This is a genomic window from Marinobacter sp., assembly GCF_035268745.1.
Lineage (GTDB): Bacteria > Pseudomonadota > Gammaproteobacteria > Pseudomonadales > Oleiphilaceae > Marinobacter.
On the sequence record NZ_DATFKH010000113.1, the window covers coordinates 1 to 20,543 of the forward strand.

Sequence of the window (20,543 nt, forward strand, 5' to 3'; positions counted from 1 at the left end):
GGGGCGGATGACCAGGGTAACCCGGTGGGGCAGTGGTCACTGACGGCCAGTATCTTTATCAGCTGGATCTTTGCCAAGTCGGTGACCAATGCCGCCAATCTGGGCGCGGCCTATGGTGTGACCGGTGGCCTTGCCTATGCCAGTTACTGGCTGTCGATTCCGGTGGCCGGCTACATCATCTATCTGATCCGGACCCAGACCGGCGCCCGCAGCCTCCAGGAGTTTCTGACCTCCCGCTTTGGCCGGCTGGCCAGCCTGGCCTTTGCCGCGGCGATTCTGATCCGGCTGTATAACGAAGTCTGGAGTAATACGGCGGTGGTGGGCGGCTATTTCGGCCTCCCTGGTGAGTGGGAACACTACACGGCGGCCATGCTGTTTACCCTGTTCACCCTGGCTTACAGCCTCAAGGGCGGGTTGCGGTCATCGATTTTCACCGACGTGATTCAGACCTTTGTGTTTGTTTTCTTTCTGGGGGCGGTGTTGTTCCTGATCATCCCGGCCAACGACACCAGTGCTTTGCTCAGTAATGGCGAGTTCAGGCTTAATGCCGGTTTTGACCTGTTGCTGGTGGCTTTGCTGCAGATGTTCAGCTATCCGTTCCACGATCCGGTGCTTACCGACCGGGGCTTTGTGAATAAAGAGAAGACGATGCTCAAGAGTTTCGTGGTAGCCGGCTTGCTGGGTTTTGTGGCGGTGTTTATCTTCAGTCTGGTGGGTGTCCATGCCCGCCTGAATGGTATTGAGGCCATGGGCAATGCGCCGGCAGCAGTGGGTCAGTCGCTGGGGCTGGCGGCCCTGTTCTTTATGAGCGTGATCATGATGACCTCTGCCGGCTCCACGCTCGACTCCACTTTCAGTTCCCTCGCCAAGTCCCTGGCGGTGGATCTGCCAAGGCTGGCGAGGCGGGCGCAGGACCGGTTGCCGAGCGTGCGTGTGGGTGCGGTGATCATGACTATCTTCGCGTTCCTGGGCAACCTGCCGATGTTCGCCGGTACCGACATTCTCAAGGCCACAACCATCTCCGGCACCATGGTTATGGGGCTGGCGCCGGTGTTTCTGTTCTACGGCTTTACCCGCTGGTCGCCCTGGAGCTTTCACCTGAGTTTCTGGACTGGTCTGGGTCTTGGACTGTTGTTGGCGACCGGATTGATACCGTCCAGCTGGGCGATTGGCGATGGCAAGTACGCCATGTTGCTGGGAGTGAACGCCTACGGGTTCCTGATCTGCACCGCCGGCTTCTTCCTGCCACTGGCACTGCGACTGCTGGCAGGCCGTTCACTTGCTGCCGGGGAGGCCTGATGATGACCGAAGGTCGAAGCTGTCCGCTGGCCTACCGCTATCGCCCCGGGGATCTCTGCGCAGAGCCTGAAGTCGTGAATGCTGACGTGCTTTATGTCATCGGCGGGCTTTATGGCAACCCTTATGCCCTGGATGAAATCGAACGTATGGCGGCGGAGGAAAAACATCAGGGGCGTTCGGTTACGCTGGTGTTCAACGGCGATTTTAACTGGTTCAATGCCAGCGATCAGCTGTTCCGGGAACTCAATGAGCGGGTACTGAAGCACACTGTCAGCCTGGGTAACGTGGAATATGAGCTGGCAAATCCAAATGATGGCGCCGGGTGTGGTTGCGCTTACCCCCGGTTTGTCGATCAGGGCATAGTCGAGCGCTCCAATGCCATTATGGAGCGTCTGCAGGGCGTGGCCGCGGGACACCCGGATATTCAGGACCGACTGAACGCATTGCCGCGATATCGGTGCCTGTTGTTTGGAGGCCTAAAGATTCTGATTCTGCACGGCGACCCTGAGTCCATGGCGGGATGGGGACTGGCTTATGAAGCCTTTACAAATGGTAACGAACTGCAACTGAACGACTGGTTCGGTCGCTCCGGCGCTGATGTCATTGCCTGTACCCATACCTGCCTGCCGCTGCTCTGGTCCGGTGAGGTTGACGGGTGCCGGCGGCTCGTGGCCAACAATGGTTCGGCCGGCATGGGCAACCTGAAGTCGGATGCACGCGGCCTGATTACGCGGATCGCGCTGGATAATGAATCGGGCCAGTCTCTCGCAGGCCTCAGGGGCAATGGTGTGAGCGTGTCTTTGCGGCCGGTCGGGTTTGAGACGGAGGCCTGGCTGGCCGAATTTGACCGCCTCTGGCCCCCTGGTTCCGCCGCTGCTGAGTCCTACCGGAACAGGCTGGTATCTGGCACGTTGATTGACGTTGGCCACTTCGTATTTGCCGGCTGCAACTGAAGATGTCGGGCTTGGTAAAATGGTAACAGCGGTGTATTCCGAGAGGGATTATACTGGAGCGGTGTGTGGTCGGGCGACCGCTGCCCGACTTGATAAATATATTGTGGTCTATATAATTTAAGCCCTATTTTTTTAAGCGAAACCATCAAAACATGACAGCAGACAGTGCCAATTCCACCGCCATTGTTCTTCGCCCACCGGTGAAAGATGATGGCTACAGACTGCACCAGCTGGTGGCCGAGTGTCCGCCACTTGATCCCAATTCCATCTATTGCAACCTTCTTCAATGCAGCCATTTTGCCGAAACTGGCGTTGCCGCTGAAAAAGCGGGCGATATGGTCGGTTTTATTTCCGGATATATTCCGCCCGGGCAACCGGAAACGGTCTTTGTCTGGCAGGTTGCGGTGCACGAGAAGGGTCGGGGAGCCGGTCTGGCCAAGCGGATGCTGAAATACATCGTGGCTCGCGACGCCTGCCGCAATGTCACCCATATGGAAACCACCATCACCGGTGACAACGAGGCTTCATGGGCACTGTTCCGCTCGTTTGCGCGGGATATGGGGGCGGAAGTGACTTACCATGAGCATTTTGAGAAGGAAGCTCATTTTGGTGGTCACCATGATTCGGAGTTTCTGCTGAGAATCGGGCCCTTCACAGAACACAACGCATGAATGGATTCACCATTTGGCAACGAGATTAACGGATAGATTATGAGCAGCCAACTGCACACCGTGGAGAAAATCGGCGGCACCTCAATGAGCAATTATGAGGCCGTTCGTGACAATATATTTATCGGCGATCGCGACAAGGACGACCTTTACCAGCGAATTTTTGTGGTGTCGGCCTATGGTGGCGTCACTGACGAGCTTCTGGAGCACAAGAAAACCGGTGAGCCCGGAGTCTATGCCCTGTTTGCCGACGCGGAATCCGACTGGGCCTGGGGCGACGACCTGACCAAGCTGGTCAAGTTCCTGACCGACAAGAACGGCGAGCTGTTTCAGGACTCGATGCTGAAGCAGCAGGCGGATCAGTTCATCACTGACCGTATCGAGGGTGTCCGGGGCTGTCTGATCGATCTTCAGCGCCTGTGTTCCTATGGCCAGTTCCAGCTTGAAGAGCATCTGCTGACTGTCCGGGAAATGCTGGCCGGTATCGGCGAGGCCCACAGCGCTTTTAATACCGCGCTCAAACTGCAGCAGGAAGGAGTCAACGCAAGGTTTGTGGACCTCACCGGCTGGCGGGATTCGGAATTGCTGCCGCTGGACGAAAAGCTCAAGCAGACCTTCGATGCGGTCGACCTGACCCGTGAACTGCCGATCGTGACCGGCTATGCCCAGTGCCGCGAGGGTCTGATGCGCACGTTTGACCGTGGCTACAGTGAGATGACCTTCAGCCGTGTCGCCGTCATTACCAACGCCCGTGAGGCAATTATTCACAAGGAATATCACCTGAGCTCGGCAGATCCCAATATTGTGGGTGCCGACAAGGTGGTGCCGCTGGGTCGAACCAACTATGACGTCGCAGATCAGCTCGCAAACCTGGGTATGGAAGCCATTCACCCGAAAGCGGGCAAGGGCCTTCGCCAGAATGAGACACCTTTGCGGGTAATGAACACGTTCGAACCGGAGCACACCGGCACGCTGATCACCGGCGATTACGTCAGTGAAGTACCTCAGGTAGAAATTATTGCCGGTGCCAAGGGCGTATTTGCGATTGAGGTGTTTGATCAGGACATGCAGGGCGAGCCAGGTTCCGACCGTCGCATTCTGGATGTGCTCAGCCGTTTCAAGGTGCGCTTTATGGCGAAGGACACCAACGCCAACACCATTACCCACTATCTCGGCAGCACTCTGAAGCATGTCAAGCGTGTGGTAAAAGTGCTGAAGGAAGAATTTCCCAATGCCGAGGTCAACACCCGCAAAGTGGCGCTGGTATCGGCCATCGGCAGTGATATGAAAGTGCCAGGGATTCTGGCACGCTCGGTAAAGGCGCTGGCGGACGAAAAAATCAGTATCCTGGCCATGCACCAGTGTATGCGTCAGGTAGACATGCAGTTTGTGGTCGACGAAGACGATTACGAGAAATCGATTGTGGCGCTCCACGGCGTGCTGATCGAACCCCACAACCACGAGTATGCCATAGTAGCGGCCTGATGCTGCCCACCTGACGGCAGCGGCTGCCCTTCAGAGCAATCCAGCGCAGGTCCGGTCGCGTATTTTTCAGCATATACGTGACCGGAGCCTATGCTATGAGTGAACTTCAAATCCCTGGTCACTCTCCGACCCAGGGCCACGCTGGCGATACCGAATCTCTCGTCGGGCTGTATTTCAGGGATGCGTCCCGTTATCAGCTGTTAAGTGGCGAGGCCGAGAGAAAACTCTCTCGCCGGCTCTCTTCCTGCTATCGGGTTATGACCCGGGAACTGGCGTTGCCAGCCGATACCCCGCAGACCTACCGGGACGTTGTCGGCAGCATGGGCGATGCCTGTGCCTTCTCAACCGGGTGTCGCCGTGCCTATCTTCTTGCCTCGGCGGGCCGGAGGTTGTTGATCCAGAGCAATCTGCGTCTGGCCGTTCACATTGCCCGGCGTTACTCCAACCGCGGCATCCCGATGAACGATATTATTCAGGATGCCAATGTCGGCCTTATCAAGGCAGTCGAGAGATTTGATCCGACCAAAGGCTTCAAGTTTTCCACCTATGCCTACTGGTGGATAAGTGAAGAGGTCAAGCGCTGCATGAAGCGGGGCACCCGCCTGGTGCATACACCTGAGAATGTGGTGGACGAAATTCGCTCGCTGCAAAAGGCATCACTGGCGTTGCACCAGAGCCTGGGGCGTATGCCCTCCCAGTCCGAGCTGGCGCAGGAAATCGAGGCGTCACCCTCACGGGTCGGTGAACTGCGGGCCCTGGCGATTGCCGAGCTGTCCGTGGATTCGCCGGTCGCCTCCGGGGTGGATATTACCCTTGGTGACAGTCTCAGTGCCGACGAAGGCGCTGCTCCTGACCATGAGATGGCGGACCGTGACCGCAAACGCACCCTGTCGGCGCTTCTTGCCGAGCTGAACGAACGCGAGCAGGATATTCTTTCCCGGAGATTTGGCCTCAACCGGCCGGAGCCCGAAACACTTCAGGTCATTTCCGAGAAGCTGGGAATCAGCCGCGAACGGGTTCGCCAGATCGAGAAGAAAGCTTTGCGAAAGCTGAAAGCGCGTTTTGATAATCCGGACCAGATTCAGCCATAAAAGACGATTACGCCGGCGATTAGCTGACAAGCCAGCACAACGGCTGTCAGGCCCAGGCGCAGGCGCAGATACCAGTCTGGCCAGTACACTCGCATCCATTTCGCGTCGACAAAATAGAGCCCCAGGTAGGCAAGGGTGTAGAGAATGACCTGCGCAGCTGTAGGCAGCAGCAGGCCAATGCCTGCGGACAGGAAAAAAACCTGGCTCAGCAGCATGGTTACCAGCGGCGACAGGGGATAACAGCGGTTGTCCAGCTGCATGGCAAGAGGCCAGTAGACCCCGGCCATAAAGGCGAGAATGCCGGCGCTGTATAGGTAGAAATAGTGCAACGCGATGCCGTTGTCATACTGCATGGCAAACAGTGAAATGATCGCGGCGAGAAATGGAATCAGGCCGGCAATACCCACGAGGAACGCCAGTCTGGCGACTGCGATCATGAGCCTTGCCCCTGCACCCGGATTCGCATGGGCGCCACTTCCGAGGGTGCCATGCCGACCATTTCGTGGTAGGCGGAATCGTGGACCACATCGGTTGCGGTTATCCTGAAAGCGCCCAGCGTGTCCTGGATCTGCCAGCTACCACGAAACAGGCGGGTTTTCCCGTCGGCATCGGAAAGCAAATAAACTTCGCCGTCAATCAGCAGTCTGGCCAGGTACTGCTGCCCCTCGATGGAAAGGATCTCCAGCAGATCAATGGTTACGTCGGATTGTTTGTTAAGGTCTTCTAGAGTAATTCGCACAGCGGACTCCGAGGAAATATGCTGTCAGTTTTACGACCGATAGATTCCATGGGATCAGTCGATAGCCTGAATCACTTGCTATTCAATTCGCCAACGCGCGGCATTCGGCATGCCGGGGGCAGCAAACCAGATGATCGTTCACCATTCCGGTGGCCTGCATGAAGGCATAAACGATGGTCGGGCCGACAAAATTGAAGCCTTCACGTTTCAGGGCCCTGGACATTGCCTCGGCCTCTGGCGTAAAAACCGGCACCTGCTCGAAGACTTTCCAGTTGTTCTGGATCGGACTGCCGCCTACAAAGGACCACAGGAAATCGCTGAAAGAGCTGCCATCCGATGTCAGTTGCAGATAACTTCTGGCATTGCGGATAATGGACTCGACCTTGAGCCGGTTGCGAATAATGCCGGGGTCGCCCAGTAATGACAGGATTTTCTGCTCATCGTAACGGGCGATTTTCTGCGGATCGAAATGGTCATAGGCGGCCCGGTAGGAGGCCTGCTTTTTAAGAATGGTGAGCCAGCTCAGCCCGGCCTGCTGTCCGTCCAGGCAGAGTTTCTCGAACAGTGCCAGGCTGTCGTATTCAGGTACGCCCCAGACCCTGTCATGGTAGGCCACATAGAGTGGGTCATTGCCACACCAGGGACATCGCTGTGGGCGCATATCGTGGCTGTTCATCCTGCTTCCGTGCCTCGCCAGCCTGATCTGTCTGCTTTCACTTGCTCTGGCCTCCTGAGCCGGATTCAGAAAGTGGAATGAATCCGTCGCTGAATGATCCAGTCAACCGGGCGGGCACCAGACCCATCCGCTTCCAGACTGGTGGTATCGACCGCTCCGGCAATGGTAAATCCCCGGGGCGGCACACTGCTCTGGTAGACCAGAGCCACCCAATGATCGGCGGAGTTACCCAGGCAGGCCCGCCAGGGCTCGCCGGGACGATCCCCCCGAAGCTCGAAGTCAGCGGTTATATCGAGAGTCTTGAGGTTGTTGGCAATGCCTCTGCCGGTTGCTTTCAGCCAGGCCTCCTTGAGTGTCCAGACTTTCAGGAAGGCCGCGGCATCATTGGCCGCCAGCAGCCAGGCCTGTTCCTGTGACGAGAACCAGCGGGCCACCACTTTCTGCCATTCTGGCCTGCGGGCCATGGGCTCAAGATCGAGCCCGATCGGTGTGCCCCGGGAGACTGCGCAGCCAGCCAGCCCGGCACTGTGGCTCAGTGACAGGCGCCACCCCGGCGGCTGGTCTGAGCGGTCAGGGCGGCCTTCGACTGGCCGACAATGGCTGGCCAGGGTGCCCGATGCCTGCGACAGCGCCCGGCGGATCAACCACCGGCTGGCAACAAAATCCTCTCGCGCTGCGCCGGATAACCCCGCAACTCGCTGCCGCTCGCCTGCAGTCATCCAGGCAGGGCTTTGGGCTGACCGGACCCGGGTGCTGTCACACATCCAGATGGCCGGCGCCGGGTCAGGGTTGCAGTCGTTCAATGGTCCACCCCTCGCCCTTGCGGACGTATTCGAAGCGGTCGTGCAGACGACTTGGCCGCCCCTGCCAGAATTCAATACGTTCGGGTATTACGCGATAACCCCCCCAGAAGTCCGGCAGGGGCACCTCGCCCTCGCTGAACTTGCGTTTCATTTCCGCCACTTTCTGCTCCAGCAGGCCGCGTGAGGTGATAGCCTTGCTCTGCTCGGAGACCCAGGCGCCGATCTGGCTGCCCCGGGGACGGGACGCGAAATAGCGCAGGGACTCGGTTTTGCTGACCTTGTTCACGGTGCCCTGAATCTTCACCTGCCGGTTCAGTCCCAGCCAGGGAAACAAAAGCCCGGCCCTGGGGTTGGCGGCGAGCTCTTCAGCCTTGCGGCTGTGGTAATTGGTGTAAAACACGAAACCAGCGTCATCGAAGTATTTTAACAGCACCGTGCGGATATCCGGAAAACCGTCAGCCCCCACTGTCGCCAGTGACATGGCATTGGGTTCAAGAATGGCTGCTGTTCTGGCCTCTTCAAACCACTGTCCGAACTGCCGTACCGGATTATTATCCAGATCCTCGCGATCCAGCCCGTTGCTTTCGAAATCCCGGCGCATGTCTCCAATATCCACAGCTAATATCCTTTTCCGTGAAACCAGTGCATCAATACTGGTAAACAGACTATCCAGTTCAGTCATGGTTGTCAGTTCCCAATCTTCACGGCTGACAAAACAGGCATCGGAGGGCTATCCTGTAATAAAGAAGGAGCGCACCCGGTTCGCTGCCTTCCGGTCTGTCCGTCTGTTGGGATGCAGGAGTATCTGGTTTGGCCCGCAAGTTATCTATCACTGCCCTGATTCTGGTTGTGCTTTACGCGCTGGCGGGATTCGTTATCCTGCCCTGGTGGCTCGAACGCGCAATTCCAGAGCGCCTGGAACGGCATATGGGCTGGCAGGCGACAATTGAAAATGTGCAGATCAATCCGTTTGCCATGAGTCTGGAGGCCTCGGCCCTGGCCGCCGAGGACGGGGATGGCGAACCGGTATTGGCATTTGACCGGCTGTTCGTGAATGTTGGCGTGTTACAGCTGGCTACCGGCATTGTCGCCCTTGATAACCTGGAGCTGGACGAACCCTTTGCCCGCCTGGACCTGAGGGCAGATTACAGCGTCAACTTTGCCCGCGACTGGCAGACTAATAACCCGGCCGCTGAGGCACCGGTGCCGGAAGAAACCGGAACTGCCGCTGCTTTGAAGCTGCTCCTGAGCCGGGCGAGGATTACCGGGGGCAGTGTCCTGTTCCGGGATTTCAGCCAGTCTGAACTGCAGGAATTCCGGATTTCACCCCTGGACCTCGCCCTCAATGATCTGGCGACCTGGCCGCGGGAGGGCAGCGAAAGCGATTATAATATTACTGCCGCTATTGGCAGCCAGACCATTGAATGGAAGGGAGATCTCAGTGTTGCTCCGCTATATTCCTCGGGTTATCTGCAAATCGCGGATGTCAGTCAGAAAACACTGTCCCATTTTCTCCAACCCTATCTGCCCTATGCCCTGCGTGACGGCAGCCTTACGGTCAGTACCCGCTATTCGCTGAGTTCCGGCGAACAGTTTTCGCTGTCGACCTCCGAGGGTGACCTGGAGCTGAGGGACGTGGCTTTGGCAATGGCGGCGGACAGTGAGAATGAGTTACTGCGTTCCGGGCGTATTCATATCCCCGGCATAGAATTCAGCCTGTTCAACCGCGAGCTTTCGGTGGGGACTGTGGCGATTGACGATGTTGTGCTGGGGCTCGAGCGTGACGAAGAGGGCGTGCTGAACCTGTTGCAGCCATTCCCGGAGGATGACGGCGGGGTTTCGGAAGACCCCGCGGGCGAAGACGCCCCCGGGACCGCGGCGGGTGACAGCCGTTTCTACTGGTCCCTCGCCGGGTTGGAGCTGAACAACGGCGAGGTGAACTGGCGTGACAACCAGCCTGAAACCGCTGTTGATCTCAGCCTGAAGCAGCTGAATCTGAGCATCGGCCAGCTCTCCCAAAGACTGGCGGACCCGGTGAAATACGAGGCCGGGCTGGCCCTGGCGAGCGGTGGTCGGATCAACCTTGGCGGCCAGACCACGCTCCAGCCGTTTACCCTGGAAGCGGGTCTGAGTGTGGCGGATCTGAATCTGGCGGCGCTCGATTCCTACCTGGGCGAGGTAACCAACCTTGCTCTGGCAGACGGACTGTTAAACCTGGACGGCAATCTTGACCTTGATAACCAGCAGGACCCGATGACCGGAACTTTCAGTGGTACTGGCCAGATTTCGTCGCTGGACCTGCAAATGGCGGATTCCCGGTCTCCCCTGCTGGGCTGGAAAAACCTGCGCCTGGAACCGGTGGAGTACAATCTCGCGCCAGCGCGGCTGGAAATCGGCACTCTCACCCTGTCTGGCCCCGATGTTAATGTCGTTCGTCAGCAGGACGGGATGCACAATCTGGCGCAAATCCTGCCAGCCAAAGGGACAGAATCGTCCGGGCAAGCGGAGACTCCTGTCGAGGAAACTGATTCCCGGGCGGAAAGCACGGCGGCTAGTGACGAATTCATTTTCCGGATTGGCCAGATCCTGTTGCAGGACGGTCACGTTTCCTACGCCGACAGAACCCTGAAGCCCGCGTTCGCTACCCGTATTGACCGGCTGAACGGTTCCCTGACCGGTTTGAGCAACGTCGCTCCGCAACAGGGCCGGGTTTCATTGCAGGGCCGGATAGGCGACGTCGCCAGCGTGAAACTGGATGGCTCCGTCGGGACCCTTGGCACAGAGGATGTCAGCGATCTGGCATTGAAAGTGGATAACGTATCCCTGCCCGCGCTGTCGCCCTACCTCAGTCGATACCTGGGCTATCGCATCAAGAGCGGCAAACTTGATCTGGACCTGGATTACAGGTTCATCGGCTCCAACATTGATGCTGCCAATCATGTTGTGCTCGACCAGATGGAGCTCGGGGCCACGGTTGCCAGTGAGCAGGCGGTGAAGGCGCCGGTGAAACTGGGCCTGGCGCTGCTGCAGGACTCCCGGGGCTTGATCGACATCAACCTGCCGGTTGCGGGCGATCTGGACGATCCCAAGTTCAGCCTGGCCCCGTTGGTTATGGGTACCTTTGTCAATCTGATTGCCCAGGCGGCCACGTCGCCCTTCAGCATGCTGGGGTCGCTGGCGGACATGGCCGGGCTTGCCGGTGAGGAACTGGGGTATGTGAGTTTTCAGCCCGGCAAGGTGGCAACTGGCCCGGGTGGCCAGACGAAGCTTGAGGCATTGTCGGCGGCACTGGTCAAGCGACCGTCGTTATTGTTGAAGGTTCGTGGTGCGGTCTCGCCTGAAGTCGACGGTGAGTTCCTGCGCCGACAGAAGCTGGCGGAAGAGCTGGAAATCAGCAAGCTGCCATCAGCAGCCGGTCGCATCGAGCGCCTTGAGTCGAGGTATCGGGCCGCCGGTTTCGAGCAGCCGCTTGCGGCCTATCGTGAGCAGATCGCAAGCAGTGGCGGCGATGACCCGGCATGGGAAAAAGCGCTGGTCGACCGTTTACTTTCCCGGGTTGAATTGCGGCCTGAGGTTCTCAGAAATCTTGCCAGGGATCGCGGTGTCTGGCTGAAGCAAACGCTGCAAAAAGAGTTTGAAGTGCCGGATGACCAGTTATTCCTGCTGGAGCCCCGGCTTGAGGCAGAGCAGGATGACGGTGGCGGAGTGAAAGTCAAATTCGAACTGGAGGCACGTTAGCCGTTGAGCCATTTTTTTGCCTATATCTCGCGGCTGCGCTGGATCAGACGTTGGGGTCTGATGCGTAATGCCATTGAGGAGAACGTGGCTACCCACAGCTGGGAGGTGGCCACGCTGGCCCATGTCCTGGCCATCATCCGTAACCGCTATTTCGGCGGTCAGGTAAACGTTGACCGGATCGCTGCGGCTGCGCTTTATCACGATGCCACTGAGGTAATCACCGGTGACCTGCCAACGCCGGTTAAGTATCACTCCAGGGTGATGCGGGAAGCCTTCGGCGACATCGAGCAGAAGGCGGAAGTGGAGTTGCTGGCATTACTGCCGGAAGACCTGCGGGCGGATTTTGCGCCCTACATAAGGGAGTCTCAATGGTCTGGCGAAGAGCAGGAACTGATAAAGGCCGCCGACCGGCTTTCGGCCCTGCTGAAATGCCAGGCGGAAATCCGGGCGGGTAACAAGGAATTTGAGCCGGCGGCCGGACACATACTGGCCAGGCTGGAAGCCGACGGCCTGCCGGAAGTACGGTATTTTCTGGAAGTATTCGCGCCTGGCTACCAGCAGCCCCTGGATAACCTGCTGGGTTAGTCGGTAGCTTACCCGACGAGCTGCCTCTGCCGGAAGACCTGTGGGTTTGACGGCCTCATTGCTGGCTGTCAGCGGCCCCTGTATATTTGCAGCTCAGGGGCGGTTTATGACCATCCTGTATCTCGGAATCGGATCTCATGAACGCACACCAGAACACCGATCTCGGCGTTTCACTGAAACAGAGCCGCTCGGGTCTCAGAGATGATCACCGCCGTTCACTGATGCGGACAATTTTTCTGGTGACGAGCGTTGCCCTGATCGGTTTTGGGTCTCTGCAGTTTCTGAATGACCAGTTTTTTTTGGCCACCGTTGAATTCACCATCAGTGGTTTGCTGTTTCTGGGCCGTTTTCGACTGAGGGCCACATCCCATCTCGAGCGTTGGATATACGGCTACCTGATTTTCATTTTTTCTTTTATTTTTCTTGTTCTGATTATGCCGAAAGCCTCGATTACCGCCTATGTGTGGATACTGATGTTTCCGGTGCTGTCTTATCTTCTGCTGGGCAAGCGTGGCGGCTTCTGGCTCAGCGCGCCTTTTCTGGCTGTCGGCTGTCTGATTTATGCATTCTCTGTCGACTCGTTTATCAGTGCCCTCGCCATCATTAACCTGCTCAATCTGGTGCTGTGCGCGGCGCTGATGCTGGCGTTTGTTCATGTCTACGAAACCCGGCGCGAAGAAGCGGAGCTGAAACTGTTCATGATGGCGCAAAGTGATTCACTGACCGGTCTGGCCAATCAGGCCAGCTTTCACAGCACGCTGATCAGAACCATTGCAGAGTGCGACCGGAACGGGTCCGGGTTTGCTCTGGTGATTATGGATGTAGACCATTTCAAGCGGGTAAACGACACCATGGGCCACGGCGCCGGGGATCGCGCCCTCAGCCGCATCGGTAAACTGCTGACGGAACGATTGCGGAAATCCGACTCGGTCGGACGGCTGGGTGGCGAGGAATTCGGGCTGATTCTGCGGGACCTGAGGCCCGAGGACGCCTACCAGCTGGTGGAGGAGCTTCGCGGGCGTATCGCCGCCACTGAAGTGACCTATGGTGAGGCCACCATCAGGCTAACCGCCTCATTCGGCATCGCTCACTTTCCTGACGACGGCCGCAGTGCTGAAACCCTCTACCGGGAGGCCGACTGCCGTCTTTATGCCGCCAAGCAGGCTGGGAGGAACAGGGTTGTCCGCGCTGGCATGCCCCCGAGCAAGAACGCGGGCCCGTCCGGAAGCTGACAGCGTATTTTGGGGCCGCCATTGCCCTTTGCCGGCTTTGGCCCCTATCATCGCGGTTCAGAATCCACTCGTCATAAGGAAACCACAGGCAATGACCGCCAACCAGAATACTCACAGCAAGCTGATCGGTTACCTGCTATGGATTTTCGGTTTTCTGGGTTCCCACCGGTTCTACTATGGCAAACCCATCACCGGTACCATCTGGTTTTTCACTCTGGGGCTGTTGTTTATCGGCTGGATAATTGACCTGTTCCTGATACCGGCAATGGATCGTGAGGCAGATCTGCGTTACGAGGACGGACTGGTAAGCTTTAATGTGAGCTGGATTCTGCTGACCTTCGTGGGGGTGCTGGGTATTCACCGGATGTATATGGGCAAGTGGCTTACCGGGCTGCTGTACCTGCTGACTGGCGGGCTGTTCCTGGTGGGTGTGCTCTACGATTTCTGGACGTTGAACGAGCAGATTTCCACCCGCAACCGGGAGATTGCGGCGGGCCTCTGAAACTAGTGTACCCAGGCCTTTTCCAGTTCCGTCAGCCCTTCTTCGAGGTAGTCCAGCATGCGTTGCAGGCTGGGCAGGGTGCGGCGACAGCCGATCAGGCCGAATTCGATGTGGTCGCCATAACTGTTCAGGGTCATGTTCAGGGCCAGGCGGTCCATGGCAATGGACACCGGGTAGCTGCCGGTCAGCTCGGCACCATTCCAGTACTGCTTTTCGCTCGGTCCCGGCACGTTGGAGATCACCACGTTGAAGGTCTGCCACCTTGGCGCCAGACCGGTCAGCAACTGGAAACTGGCCGGGGCCAGCATCATGCTGGTGTAATTCAGAATTTCCTCCGGCGTCATGTCCGCGTAACGCGCTTTTGACGCCTGCACATCCTGGTGAATGTAGTCGAGCCGTTCGGCCGCGTCACTCAGGTGCGTGCCCAGCGAGGCGAGAATGATGCCCACCTGATTGCCGCCGGCACTGTCATCCCGCCGCAGAGACACCGGCACCATGGCCACCAGCGGTTTCGTCGGCAGAGCGTCCTGGTTGATCAGAAACGCCCGCAGCGCCGAAGCGCTCATGGCCATCACCACATCATTGATGGTGGTGCCGCTGGCCCTGCAGACAGCCTTGATGCGCGGCAGGGAATAGGACTGGGCCGCGAAGCGCCTGGAACCGGTGATTTTCTGGTTCAGAATGCACGGTGGCGCGTGGAAGATAGACTGATACACCGGGTGATTCCGGGCCTCGCGAATCGTCTGCAGTAACGCCCGGCTGACCCCGGGCAGAGTACCGAGCTGTTTGCCGGACTCCCCCAGCATGTGCGAGACGTTCCGCCACAGTGACAGCTCTTCCTGATCATCCCTGGTTTTTTTGTTCCTGGGCATTGACCATATTGCCGGCATGTTGCGCTGGTCCGGATCACTGGTAAGCATTTTCTGAAACAGACGCATGGCCGAGACACCGTCCACCAGCGCGTGATGGACCTTGGTATACATGGCGAACTGGCGTTCGCCGAAGCCCTCAATCAGGTGAACCTCCCAGAGCGGCCGCTCCCGGTCCATAAGGTGACTGTGCTCCGCCGACACCAGCGCGAGGAGTTCGCGGATGCGACCCGGCGTTGGCAGGGCCTCAAACCGGAAATGATGTTCCAGATCCAGCGCCTTGTCTTCAGTCCAGCCGGCCTGGCCGAACTTGCTGGTCAGCTTCAGGTTGAACGGCGGCGTTGCCTCGGTTTGCGATCGCAATGAGTCTGCCAGCCCGGCCACGTAATGGTCACCAGCATCGTCGGGAATCCTGAAAAGCTGCAAACCACCGACATGCATGGGTTGCTGACGCTTCTCCAGCCAGAGAAAAACCTGATCTACCGGGCTCAGTCGCTTCACGAACGGCACTCTTGTTGTTTTGGTTATGATTATGGTGTTTTGATTCTGACCTAAGTGTTGCAGTAATTGTTGGAGGGTGAAAGCTCTCGCGGCCCCTTTTTCAGCGGCGATAAAGCAGTGAAAGGACGTCTGCCGGGGATTCGGGCGCGTAAATTTGTGGCAGAGTAGTGCCGAAATCATTGAATGAGGAGTGCAGTCGTGACGTCGTCGTTCTGCCAGTCGCTACTGCTGGCCGGTTTACTGAGTTTATTCGCCGTTCAGGCAGCGGCACAGAGCCAGCCCGGTGTGGCGCTGGAGCAGGTATTGAAGTCGGAGATCATCAGTGAGGTCAGGCTTAACGGCACCGTGAGTGCGTTGCGGCGTTCCCGGCTGTCTCCAGCGGTGGCCGGACTGATCGAACGGGTGGCGGTGGATACCGGTGACCGGGTGACCAGCGGCGATCTGCTGATAGCTCTGGACGATGAAATTGCACAATTTGACCGGAACCAGGCCAGTGCCGCGCTGGACCAAGCGGAGGTTCGCCTGGCGGAAGCCCGGCGTCGCCTCGACGAGGCCCGCTCTGTGGGTGTGGGTCGCAATATCGCGGCCACCGAAGTCAGCAGCCGGGAAAGCAACCTGGCAGCCTCACAGGCAGCGGTGGCGCAGCTGGAAGCGCAGCTCAGCCGGCTGCAGGTGGAACTGGATCGTCACAACGTTCGCGCCCCTTTTTCTGGCGTGATCAGCCAGCGCGGGGTGGATCTTGGCGAGTGGGTGGTGCCCGGTAATGAGCTGATGACGCTGGTCGACACCAACAATCTTCGGCTGGATTTTCCCGTGCCCCAGAGTTACTACGACCGCATTTCCGGTCAGTCGCGATTACTGGTTGAGCCCGGATCACCTGATCGTGAACCTGTGGAAGCCGAGATCGTGGCCCGGGTGCCGGTGACCGACGCTCAGGCCCGGACTTTCCTGCTGCGCGCCAGCGGCCCGGATTCGCTGACGCTGCTGCCCGGTATGGCCGTGGAAGGTGTGCTGCAGGTCAGTACCGGCGAGCAGGGCCTGACGGTGTCGCGGGATGCCATCAACCGCTATCCGGAAGGCCGCACCACGGTCTGGATAGCAGAGCCATCAGCCGGGAAAGAGCCATCAGCCCCGGAAGAGCCATCAGATCAGCAGATCTACCAGGTGCGGGAAAAGCGGGTGACACTGGGCGCCAGTTTCAGCAACCGGGTCCAGGTGCTGGATGGCCTGGAAGGCGGTGAACAGGTGGTGGTCCGGGGCAATGAATCCCTGCGTGAGGGTGCCCGGGTGAGACTGGCAGAACGGAGCGCCCGCTGATGTTCTCGGGAGTGATACGCCACGGCACCCTGGTGACGGTGATCACGCTGATATTTGCGGTGATTGGGGCGGTGGCGGCGTTACGCATTCCGGTCCAGATGATTCCGGATCTGGAAACCCGCACAGTTACCGTAGAAACCCGGTGGCCCGGGGCCACCCCCCAGGACATCGAGAAGGAAATCCTGATTGAGCAGGAACAGTACCTGCGCAACGTCCCCAATCTCAGCGAGATGGTGTCCAGCGCTTCCAGTGGCTCTGCCGAAATCGAGCTGGAGTTTCCCTTTGGTGTGGACATTACTGAAACCCTGATACAGGTCAACAACGCCCTGAGTCAGGTACCGGACTATCCCCGGAATGTGGATGAACCCAGAATTGTGGCGACCTCGTTCTCGTCCAATGCGTTCATGTATTTCCGCATCACTACCCTGCCGGACAACCCCAAAGAACTCGACATTGAACTGATGGGGGATTTTGTCGACGACCGGGTGCGCCCGCGAATGGAGAGTGTGCCCGGGGTTTCTGAAGTCTCTGTCGGTGGCGGTGCGGCGCGACAGATGCAGATTCTGGTGGACGAGGCCGCTCTCGCCCAGCGTGGTCTGACCCTGCTCGACCTTCGGGATGCCATCAATCAGCGCAACCAGGACGTGTCGGGTGGCGAGGTCGCTGCCGGCAAGCGCCGTTATCTGTTGCGGACCGTCGGGCGTTTCCGGGATCTGGATGAGCTGCGGAATCTGGTGGTGGCCCGGGACGGCGACAGCGTTGTCCGGCTGTCCGAAGTGGCGACGGTAAAACAGGGTCATTCACGCCTCCGGGAGCTGTCATGGATTGACAGCCAGCGCGCGATCAGCCTGTCTGTGCGGCGGGAAAGCGGTTCCAACGTGATCCAGATCAAGCGCCTGATGCTTGACGAAGTCGAGCGTATTAACGCCGAGGTTCTGGAGCCGGAAGGCATGCAACTGGCCCTGACTGCCGATGACGCCCGGTATGTGCAGGCCTCGATTGCCAACGTCTGGACCAACCTTGGTATTGGTGCGGCCTTTGCGACCCTGGTGATGTTCCTGTTTCTGCGTTCGGGTAAGGCGACACTGACCGGGGTGATCGGTATTCCCCTGTGTGCCATCGCTGCATTCCTGGGGCTGATGATTACCGGACGCACGATCAACGTGATTTCCCTGGCCGGGGTGGCGTTTGCCATCGGTATGACGGTGGACAACAGCATCGTGGTGCTGGAAAACATTGAGCGGCACCGGCGCCTGGGGCTGGACCGGTTTGAATCCGCGCTGAAAGGCGTAAAGGAAGTCTGGCCGGCGGTACTGGCGTCCACGACGACCACCATGCTGGTGTTTCTGCCCATACTGTTCATTGAGGAGGAAGCGGGCCAGCTGTATTCGGATGTGGCAATCGCCATTTCGGCCGCCATCCTGGCCTCCATGCTGATCGCGGTGACGGTGATTCCGACCCTCAGCGCACGGCTGGATTTCGGTACCCGCAGCGACCAGGCCGACGCCCAGGGCAACGTGGTGTCCGGTGGCTGGGCCGGGGCGATTGTAACGGCCGTCCGCTGGATGGTGAGCGGCCATATCAGGCGCCTGGTGGTGATTGTTGGCACCGTCGTGGCAAGCCTGTGGGTGATTCTCGTGCTGACGCCGCCGGCCGAGTATCTGCCGGAGGGCGAGGAGCCCAAGACCTTTGCCTTCATGAATGCACCGCCGGGCTATAATCTCGATGAGATGGCGGCCATTGCCCGGCAGGTGGAAGACTATTTCCTGCCCCATGTGAATGCCAGCCCGGAGCCCTACCTGAGCGGCGAAACCCCGGTGCCGCCCATGGCCTACCTGAATATGGAGGCCACGCCCACCAGCATCCGTATTATTGCCGAAACCATCAACCCCAATCATATTGATGTGCTGATGACACAGATCACTGGCTTTTACGAGCAGTTCCCCGGCATGCGGGCCTTTGCAGCCAAAGGTTCAATCATTTCCAGTAACGATGGCGGCACCCGCAGTATCAACCTGGACATTTCCGGCCCGGACCTGGTGTCGATTTACCGGGTTGCCAATATTGCCTACGACCGGGCCCGGAGCATTTTCAACAACCCCCGCATCCAGAGCCGGCCGGCCACGCTGTCGCTGGCGCAACCGCTGATTCAGGTTCGCCCGGACTGGGACCGTGCGGCCGAGCTGGGGCTGAATACCGAGGCCATCGGCTTTACCGTGGCCTCGCTGACCGAAGGCTCCTATGTCGATGACTTTTTCCTTGAGGACGACAAGATCGACATCTACCTCTACGGCAGCGGTGGGCGCAATCCCGGCCTGAGCCAGCTGTCCGATGTGATGGTGCATACCCCCCAGGGGGCGACGCTGCCTTTATCCAGTGTGGCCAGCATTGAGGAAACCGTGGACACCAGCACGGTGCGCCGGCTGGATGGCCGTCGCACCGTGACCCTGAACCTGATTCCGCCGGACGATGTGCCGCTGGAAGTGGGCGTGGAGCGGGTGAAAACCAAATTGCTCGGTGCCATGCGTGACAGTGGCGAGATTCCGCTGGATGTGTCCATCGATATCTCCGGCGCCAGCGATCAGCTCGACGCCACGAAGCAAGCCCTCACCGGCAATTTTCTGATTGCCCTGGTGATAGTGTACCTGCTGCTGGTGGCGATTTTCGCCCACTGGGGTTTCCCGCTGCTGATCCTGACGGCGATCCCGCTGGGTATTGCCGGCGGTATTGTCGGGCTGTCACTGATGAACCTGGTGGGTGGCCTCTTGCCATTGATCGGCCTGCGACCCCTGAGCCAGCCCTTCGACATGATCACCATGCTGGGCTTTCTGATTCTGATGGGTACGGTGGTGAACAACCCGATTCTGGTAGTGGAACAGGCCCGGCAGAACCTGCGGCACCACGCTTCATCAGTTGTTGATGCGGTGGTGATGGCGGTGGCAACCCGCCTGCGGCCCATCGCAATGACCACACTGACCACCATCTGCGGGCTGTCACCGCTGGTGTTCATCCCGGGTGAAGGCACGGAGCTTTATCGTGGTGTGGGGGCAATTGTGCTCTTCGGCCTGCTGGGTGCCGCGACGGTGACGCTGACGTTTTTGCCGGCGTTGACGGTGTTTGTGCTGAGTTGGCGCCGGAATCGTGGTCAGAGTCAGAGTTCGGCCTCTGAGGCCTGATGGCTGGGGGAGTCGCCGCTTCGGGGGTGGGGGGCATTTTCTTCTGGAAAAAGAACTCGCTGCGCTCAGACACCTTTGTTCCGACAGAAAATGCCCCCCACCCCCAAACCGGCTTTTCGGCCTGTTTGCTGGCCTCGCTTTGCTTAGGCAACTTCGGTTTCGGGGGTTTTGACCGGTACCGCCAGTCGCAGTTGTTCGCCGTCCAGCAGAACCTGGTAGGTTTTGACCTTTACACCCTCATCTTCCAGGCATTGGCCGGTTTCCAAGTTGAAGTGCTGCTTGTACAGCGGTGATGCCACCACCGGCTGGTCTTTCAGGTCGCCGGTGATGCCGCGCGCCAGAACGTTCTTGCCGGTAAACGGATCGGTGTGGCTGATCGCGAACAACGCCGGCAACCGGTGCGGCAGATAAAAAATCGCCACCGGCCCGTCTTCGGTCCAGACCGCAACGCCGGATTCCGGTATCAGGTCGTCAACGGTACAAACGGCTTTCCAGTCAATATGTCCAATCATCAAGACCTCCACTACTTTTAATATATACCGGGGGTCGAAACCCGGCCTCTCAATCTCTAAATCAGCGAAAACTCGTGTCTCAGTGAGCGTGGGGGTCGGAATTTTTTTCCCGCCGGGAACAAAGGTGTCTGAGCGCAGCGAGTTCTTTTTCCCAAGGGAAAAAATTCCGACCCCCGCGCTCCACCCCAAGCAACCAGTCCTAAGCAGGCCCCACCCAGGCCAGAAGGCCTAGGCAGGCTCCACTTCACCCTCAAGTACAGGCCGCTTCTGCCCCCGCTCCATGGTCCACTGCTGCACCGGGTCCTTCTTCTCCGGCGCATTCACAAACTCGCGGAACCGCTTGCGCTTGCCGGGGTCTTCCACCGCTGCCTTCCACTCGCACTGATAGCTGCCAACC

18 protein-coding genes are annotated in these 20,543 nt (G+C 58.7%); 11 read left to right on the forward strand and 7 right to left on the reverse strand.

The features are described from left to right. From VJ956_RS08385 to VJ956_RS08405, 5 genes are all read left to right on the forward strand, one after another. A partial coding sequence (locus tag VJ956_RS08385) for a sodium:solute symporter family transporter (RefSeq protein WP_324083750.1) occupies positions 1-1,299 on the forward strand: 1,299 nt, incomplete at its 5' end. Further along, positions 1,299-2,252, forward strand: a complete 954-nt coding sequence (locus VJ956_RS08390) for a hypothetical protein (protein WP_324083752.1) — start codon at positions 1,299-1,301, stop codon at positions 2,250-2,252. The genes VJ956_RS08385 and VJ956_RS08390, both read left to right, overlap by 1 nt. 152 nt (positions 2,253-2,404) lie before the next feature. Further along, complete coding sequence (gene ectA, locus VJ956_RS08395) at positions 2,405-2,923, forward strand: diaminobutyrate acetyltransferase (protein ID WP_324083754.1); 519 nt, start codon at positions 2,405-2,407, stop codon at positions 2,921-2,923. A 39-nt stretch (positions 2,924-2,962) separates the two neighbouring features. Continuing rightward, a complete protein-coding gene (locus VJ956_RS08400) occupies positions 2,963-4,405 on the forward strand; it encodes an aspartate kinase (protein ID WP_324083756.1) in 1,443 nt (480 codons plus the stop codon). Positions 4,406-4,500: 95 nt separating this feature from the next. Beyond that, complete coding sequence (locus VJ956_RS08405; protein WP_324083757.1) at positions 4,501-5,496, forward strand: sigma-70 family RNA polymerase sigma factor; 996 nt, start codon at positions 4,501-4,503, stop codon at positions 5,494-5,496. Here the strand turns inward: VJ956_RS08405 and VJ956_RS08410 are convergent. The 5 genes from VJ956_RS08410 to pdxH all read right to left on the reverse strand — a co-directional run bounded on the left by VJ956_RS08410 (position 5,487) and on the right by pdxH (position 8,315). After that, positions 5,487-5,933 (reverse strand): DUF3429 domain-containing protein, encoded by a 447-nt coding sequence (locus VJ956_RS08410; protein WP_324083759.1) that lies wholly within the window; start codon positions 5,931-5,933, stop codon positions 5,487-5,489. The genes VJ956_RS08405 and VJ956_RS08410 overlap by 10 nt on opposite strands. Further along, complete coding sequence (locus tag VJ956_RS08415; protein WP_324083761.1) at positions 5,930-6,235, reverse strand: DUF6482 family protein; 306 nt, start codon at positions 6,233-6,235, stop codon at positions 5,930-5,932. Before VJ956_RS08415 ends, VJ956_RS08410 begins: the two co-directional genes overlap by 4 nt. An 82-nt stretch (positions 6,236-6,317) precedes the next feature. Beyond that, positions 6,318-6,911 (reverse strand): DNA-3-methyladenine glycosylase I, encoded by a 594-nt coding sequence (locus VJ956_RS08420; protein ID WP_324083762.1) that lies wholly within the window; start codon positions 6,909-6,911, stop codon positions 6,318-6,320. Positions 6,912-6,976: 65 nt separating this feature from the next. Next, positions 6,977-7,714, reverse strand: coding sequence for a 4'-phosphopantetheinyl transferase family protein (locus VJ956_RS08425; RefSeq protein ID WP_324083764.1), 738 nt, complete (start codon positions 7,712-7,714; stop codon positions 6,977-6,979). Then, entirely contained in the window at positions 7,695-8,315 is a 621-nt protein-coding gene (gene pdxH, locus VJ956_RS08430) for a pyridoxamine 5'-phosphate oxidase (RefSeq protein WP_324083782.1), read from the reverse strand. Before pdxH ends, VJ956_RS08425 begins: the two co-directional genes overlap by 20 nt. A gap of 209 nt (positions 8,316-8,524) precedes the next feature. Between pdxH and VJ956_RS08435 the strand changes: the two genes are divergently transcribed. The 4 genes from VJ956_RS08435 to VJ956_RS08450 all read left to right on the forward strand — a co-directional run bounded on the left by VJ956_RS08435 (position 8,525) and on the right by VJ956_RS08450 (position 13,771). Then, a complete protein-coding gene (locus VJ956_RS08435) occupies positions 8,525-11,452 on the forward strand; it encodes a DUF748 domain-containing protein (protein WP_324083766.1) in 2,928 nt (975 codons plus the stop codon). A 3-nt stretch (positions 11,453-11,455) separates the two neighbouring features. Next, complete coding sequence (gene yfbR / locus VJ956_RS08440) at positions 11,456-12,037, forward strand: 5'-deoxynucleotidase (RefSeq protein WP_324083768.1); 582 nt, start codon at positions 11,456-11,458, stop codon at positions 12,035-12,037. A 137-nt stretch (positions 12,038-12,174) separates the two neighbouring features. After that, positions 12,175-13,269 carry a GGDEF domain-containing protein gene (locus VJ956_RS08445; protein ID WP_324083771.1) on the forward strand — a complete coding sequence of 365 codons (1,095 nt, stop codon included), beginning with the start codon at positions 12,175-12,177 and terminating at the stop codon, positions 13,267-13,269. Positions 13,270-13,360: 91 nt separating this feature from the next. Beyond that, the gene (locus tag VJ956_RS08450; RefSeq protein WP_324083773.1) at positions 13,361-13,771 is read left to right on the forward strand and encodes a TM2 domain-containing protein; all 411 of its coding nucleotides are present in this window, start codon (positions 13,361-13,363) and stop codon (positions 13,769-13,771) included. Between the two features lie 2 nt (positions 13,772-13,773). Here VJ956_RS08450 and VJ956_RS08455 read toward each other — a convergent pair whose 3' ends face one another. Further along, positions 13,774-15,141, reverse strand: a complete 1,368-nt coding sequence (locus tag VJ956_RS08455; RefSeq protein ID WP_324083774.1) for a wax ester/triacylglycerol synthase family O-acyltransferase — start codon at positions 15,139-15,141, stop codon at positions 13,774-13,776. A gap of 198 nt (positions 15,142-15,339) precedes the next feature. On the opposite strand from VJ956_RS08455, the gene VJ956_RS08460 reads away from it, so the two are divergent. Together VJ956_RS08460 and VJ956_RS08465 are read left to right on the forward strand one after the other, a co-directional pair. Beyond that, positions 15,340-16,458 carry an efflux RND transporter periplasmic adaptor subunit gene (locus VJ956_RS08460; protein ID WP_324083777.1) on the forward strand — a complete coding sequence of 373 codons (1,119 nt, stop codon included), beginning with the start codon at positions 15,340-15,342 and terminating at the stop codon, positions 16,456-16,458. Then, positions 16,458-19,634: an efflux RND transporter permease subunit gene (locus tag VJ956_RS08465; RefSeq protein ID WP_324083778.1), complete on the forward strand. Its 3,177-nt coding sequence runs from the start codon at positions 16,458-16,460 to the stop codon at positions 19,632-19,634. The genes VJ956_RS08460 and VJ956_RS08465 overlap by 1 nt, the downstream gene beginning before the upstream one ends. Positions 19,635-19,777: 143 nt before the next feature. Here the strand turns inward: VJ956_RS08465 and nirD are convergent, their stop codons facing one another. Next, positions 19,778-20,146 (reverse strand): nitrite reductase small subunit NirD, encoded by a 369-nt coding sequence (gene nirD, locus VJ956_RS08470; RefSeq protein WP_324083780.1) that lies wholly within the window; start codon positions 20,144-20,146, stop codon positions 19,778-19,780. Positions 20,147-20,543 lie beyond the last annotated feature (397 nt).

Excerpts from the sequence above, each read along its gene's own strand:
- VJ956_RS08390 (WP_324083752.1), top strand. The coding sequence starts at position 1,299 with ATGATGACCGAAGGTCGAAGCTGTCCGCTGGCCTACCGCTATCGCCCC.
- ectA (WP_324083754.1), top strand. The coding sequence starts at position 2,405 with ATGACAGCAGACAGTGCCAATTCCACCGCCATTGTTCTTCGCCCACCG.
- VJ956_RS08400 (WP_324083756.1), top strand. The coding sequence starts at position 2,963 with ATGAGCAGCCAACTGCACACCGTGGAGAAAATCGGCGGCACCTCAATG.
- VJ956_RS08405 (WP_324083757.1), top strand. The coding sequence starts at position 4,501 with ATGAGTGAACTTCAAATCCCTGGTCACTCTCCGACCCAGGGCCACGCT.
- VJ956_RS08410 (WP_324083759.1), bottom strand. The coding sequence starts at position 5,933 with ATGATCGCAGTCGCCAGACTGGCGTTCCTCGTGGGTATTGCCGGCCTG.
- VJ956_RS08420 (WP_324083762.1), bottom strand. The coding sequence starts at position 6,911 with ATGAACAGCCACGATATGCGCCCACAGCGATGTCCCTGGTGTGGCAAT.
- pdxH (WP_324083782.1), bottom strand. The coding sequence starts at position 8,315 with ATGCGCCGGGATTTCGAAAGCAACGGGCTGGATCGCGAGGATCTGGAT.
- VJ956_RS08445 (WP_324083771.1), top strand. The coding sequence starts at position 12,175 with ATGAACGCACACCAGAACACCGATCTCGGCGTTTCACTGAAACAGAGC.
- VJ956_RS08450 (WP_324083773.1), top strand. The coding sequence starts at position 13,361 with ATGACCGCCAACCAGAATACTCACAGCAAGCTGATCGGTTACCTGCTA.
- VJ956_RS08465 (WP_324083778.1), top strand. The coding sequence starts at position 16,458 with ATGTTCTCGGGAGTGATACGCCACGGCACCCTGGTGACGGTGATCACG.
- nirD (WP_324083780.1), bottom strand. The coding sequence starts at position 20,146 with ATGATTGGACATATTGACTGGAAAGCCGTTTGTACCGTTGACGACCTG.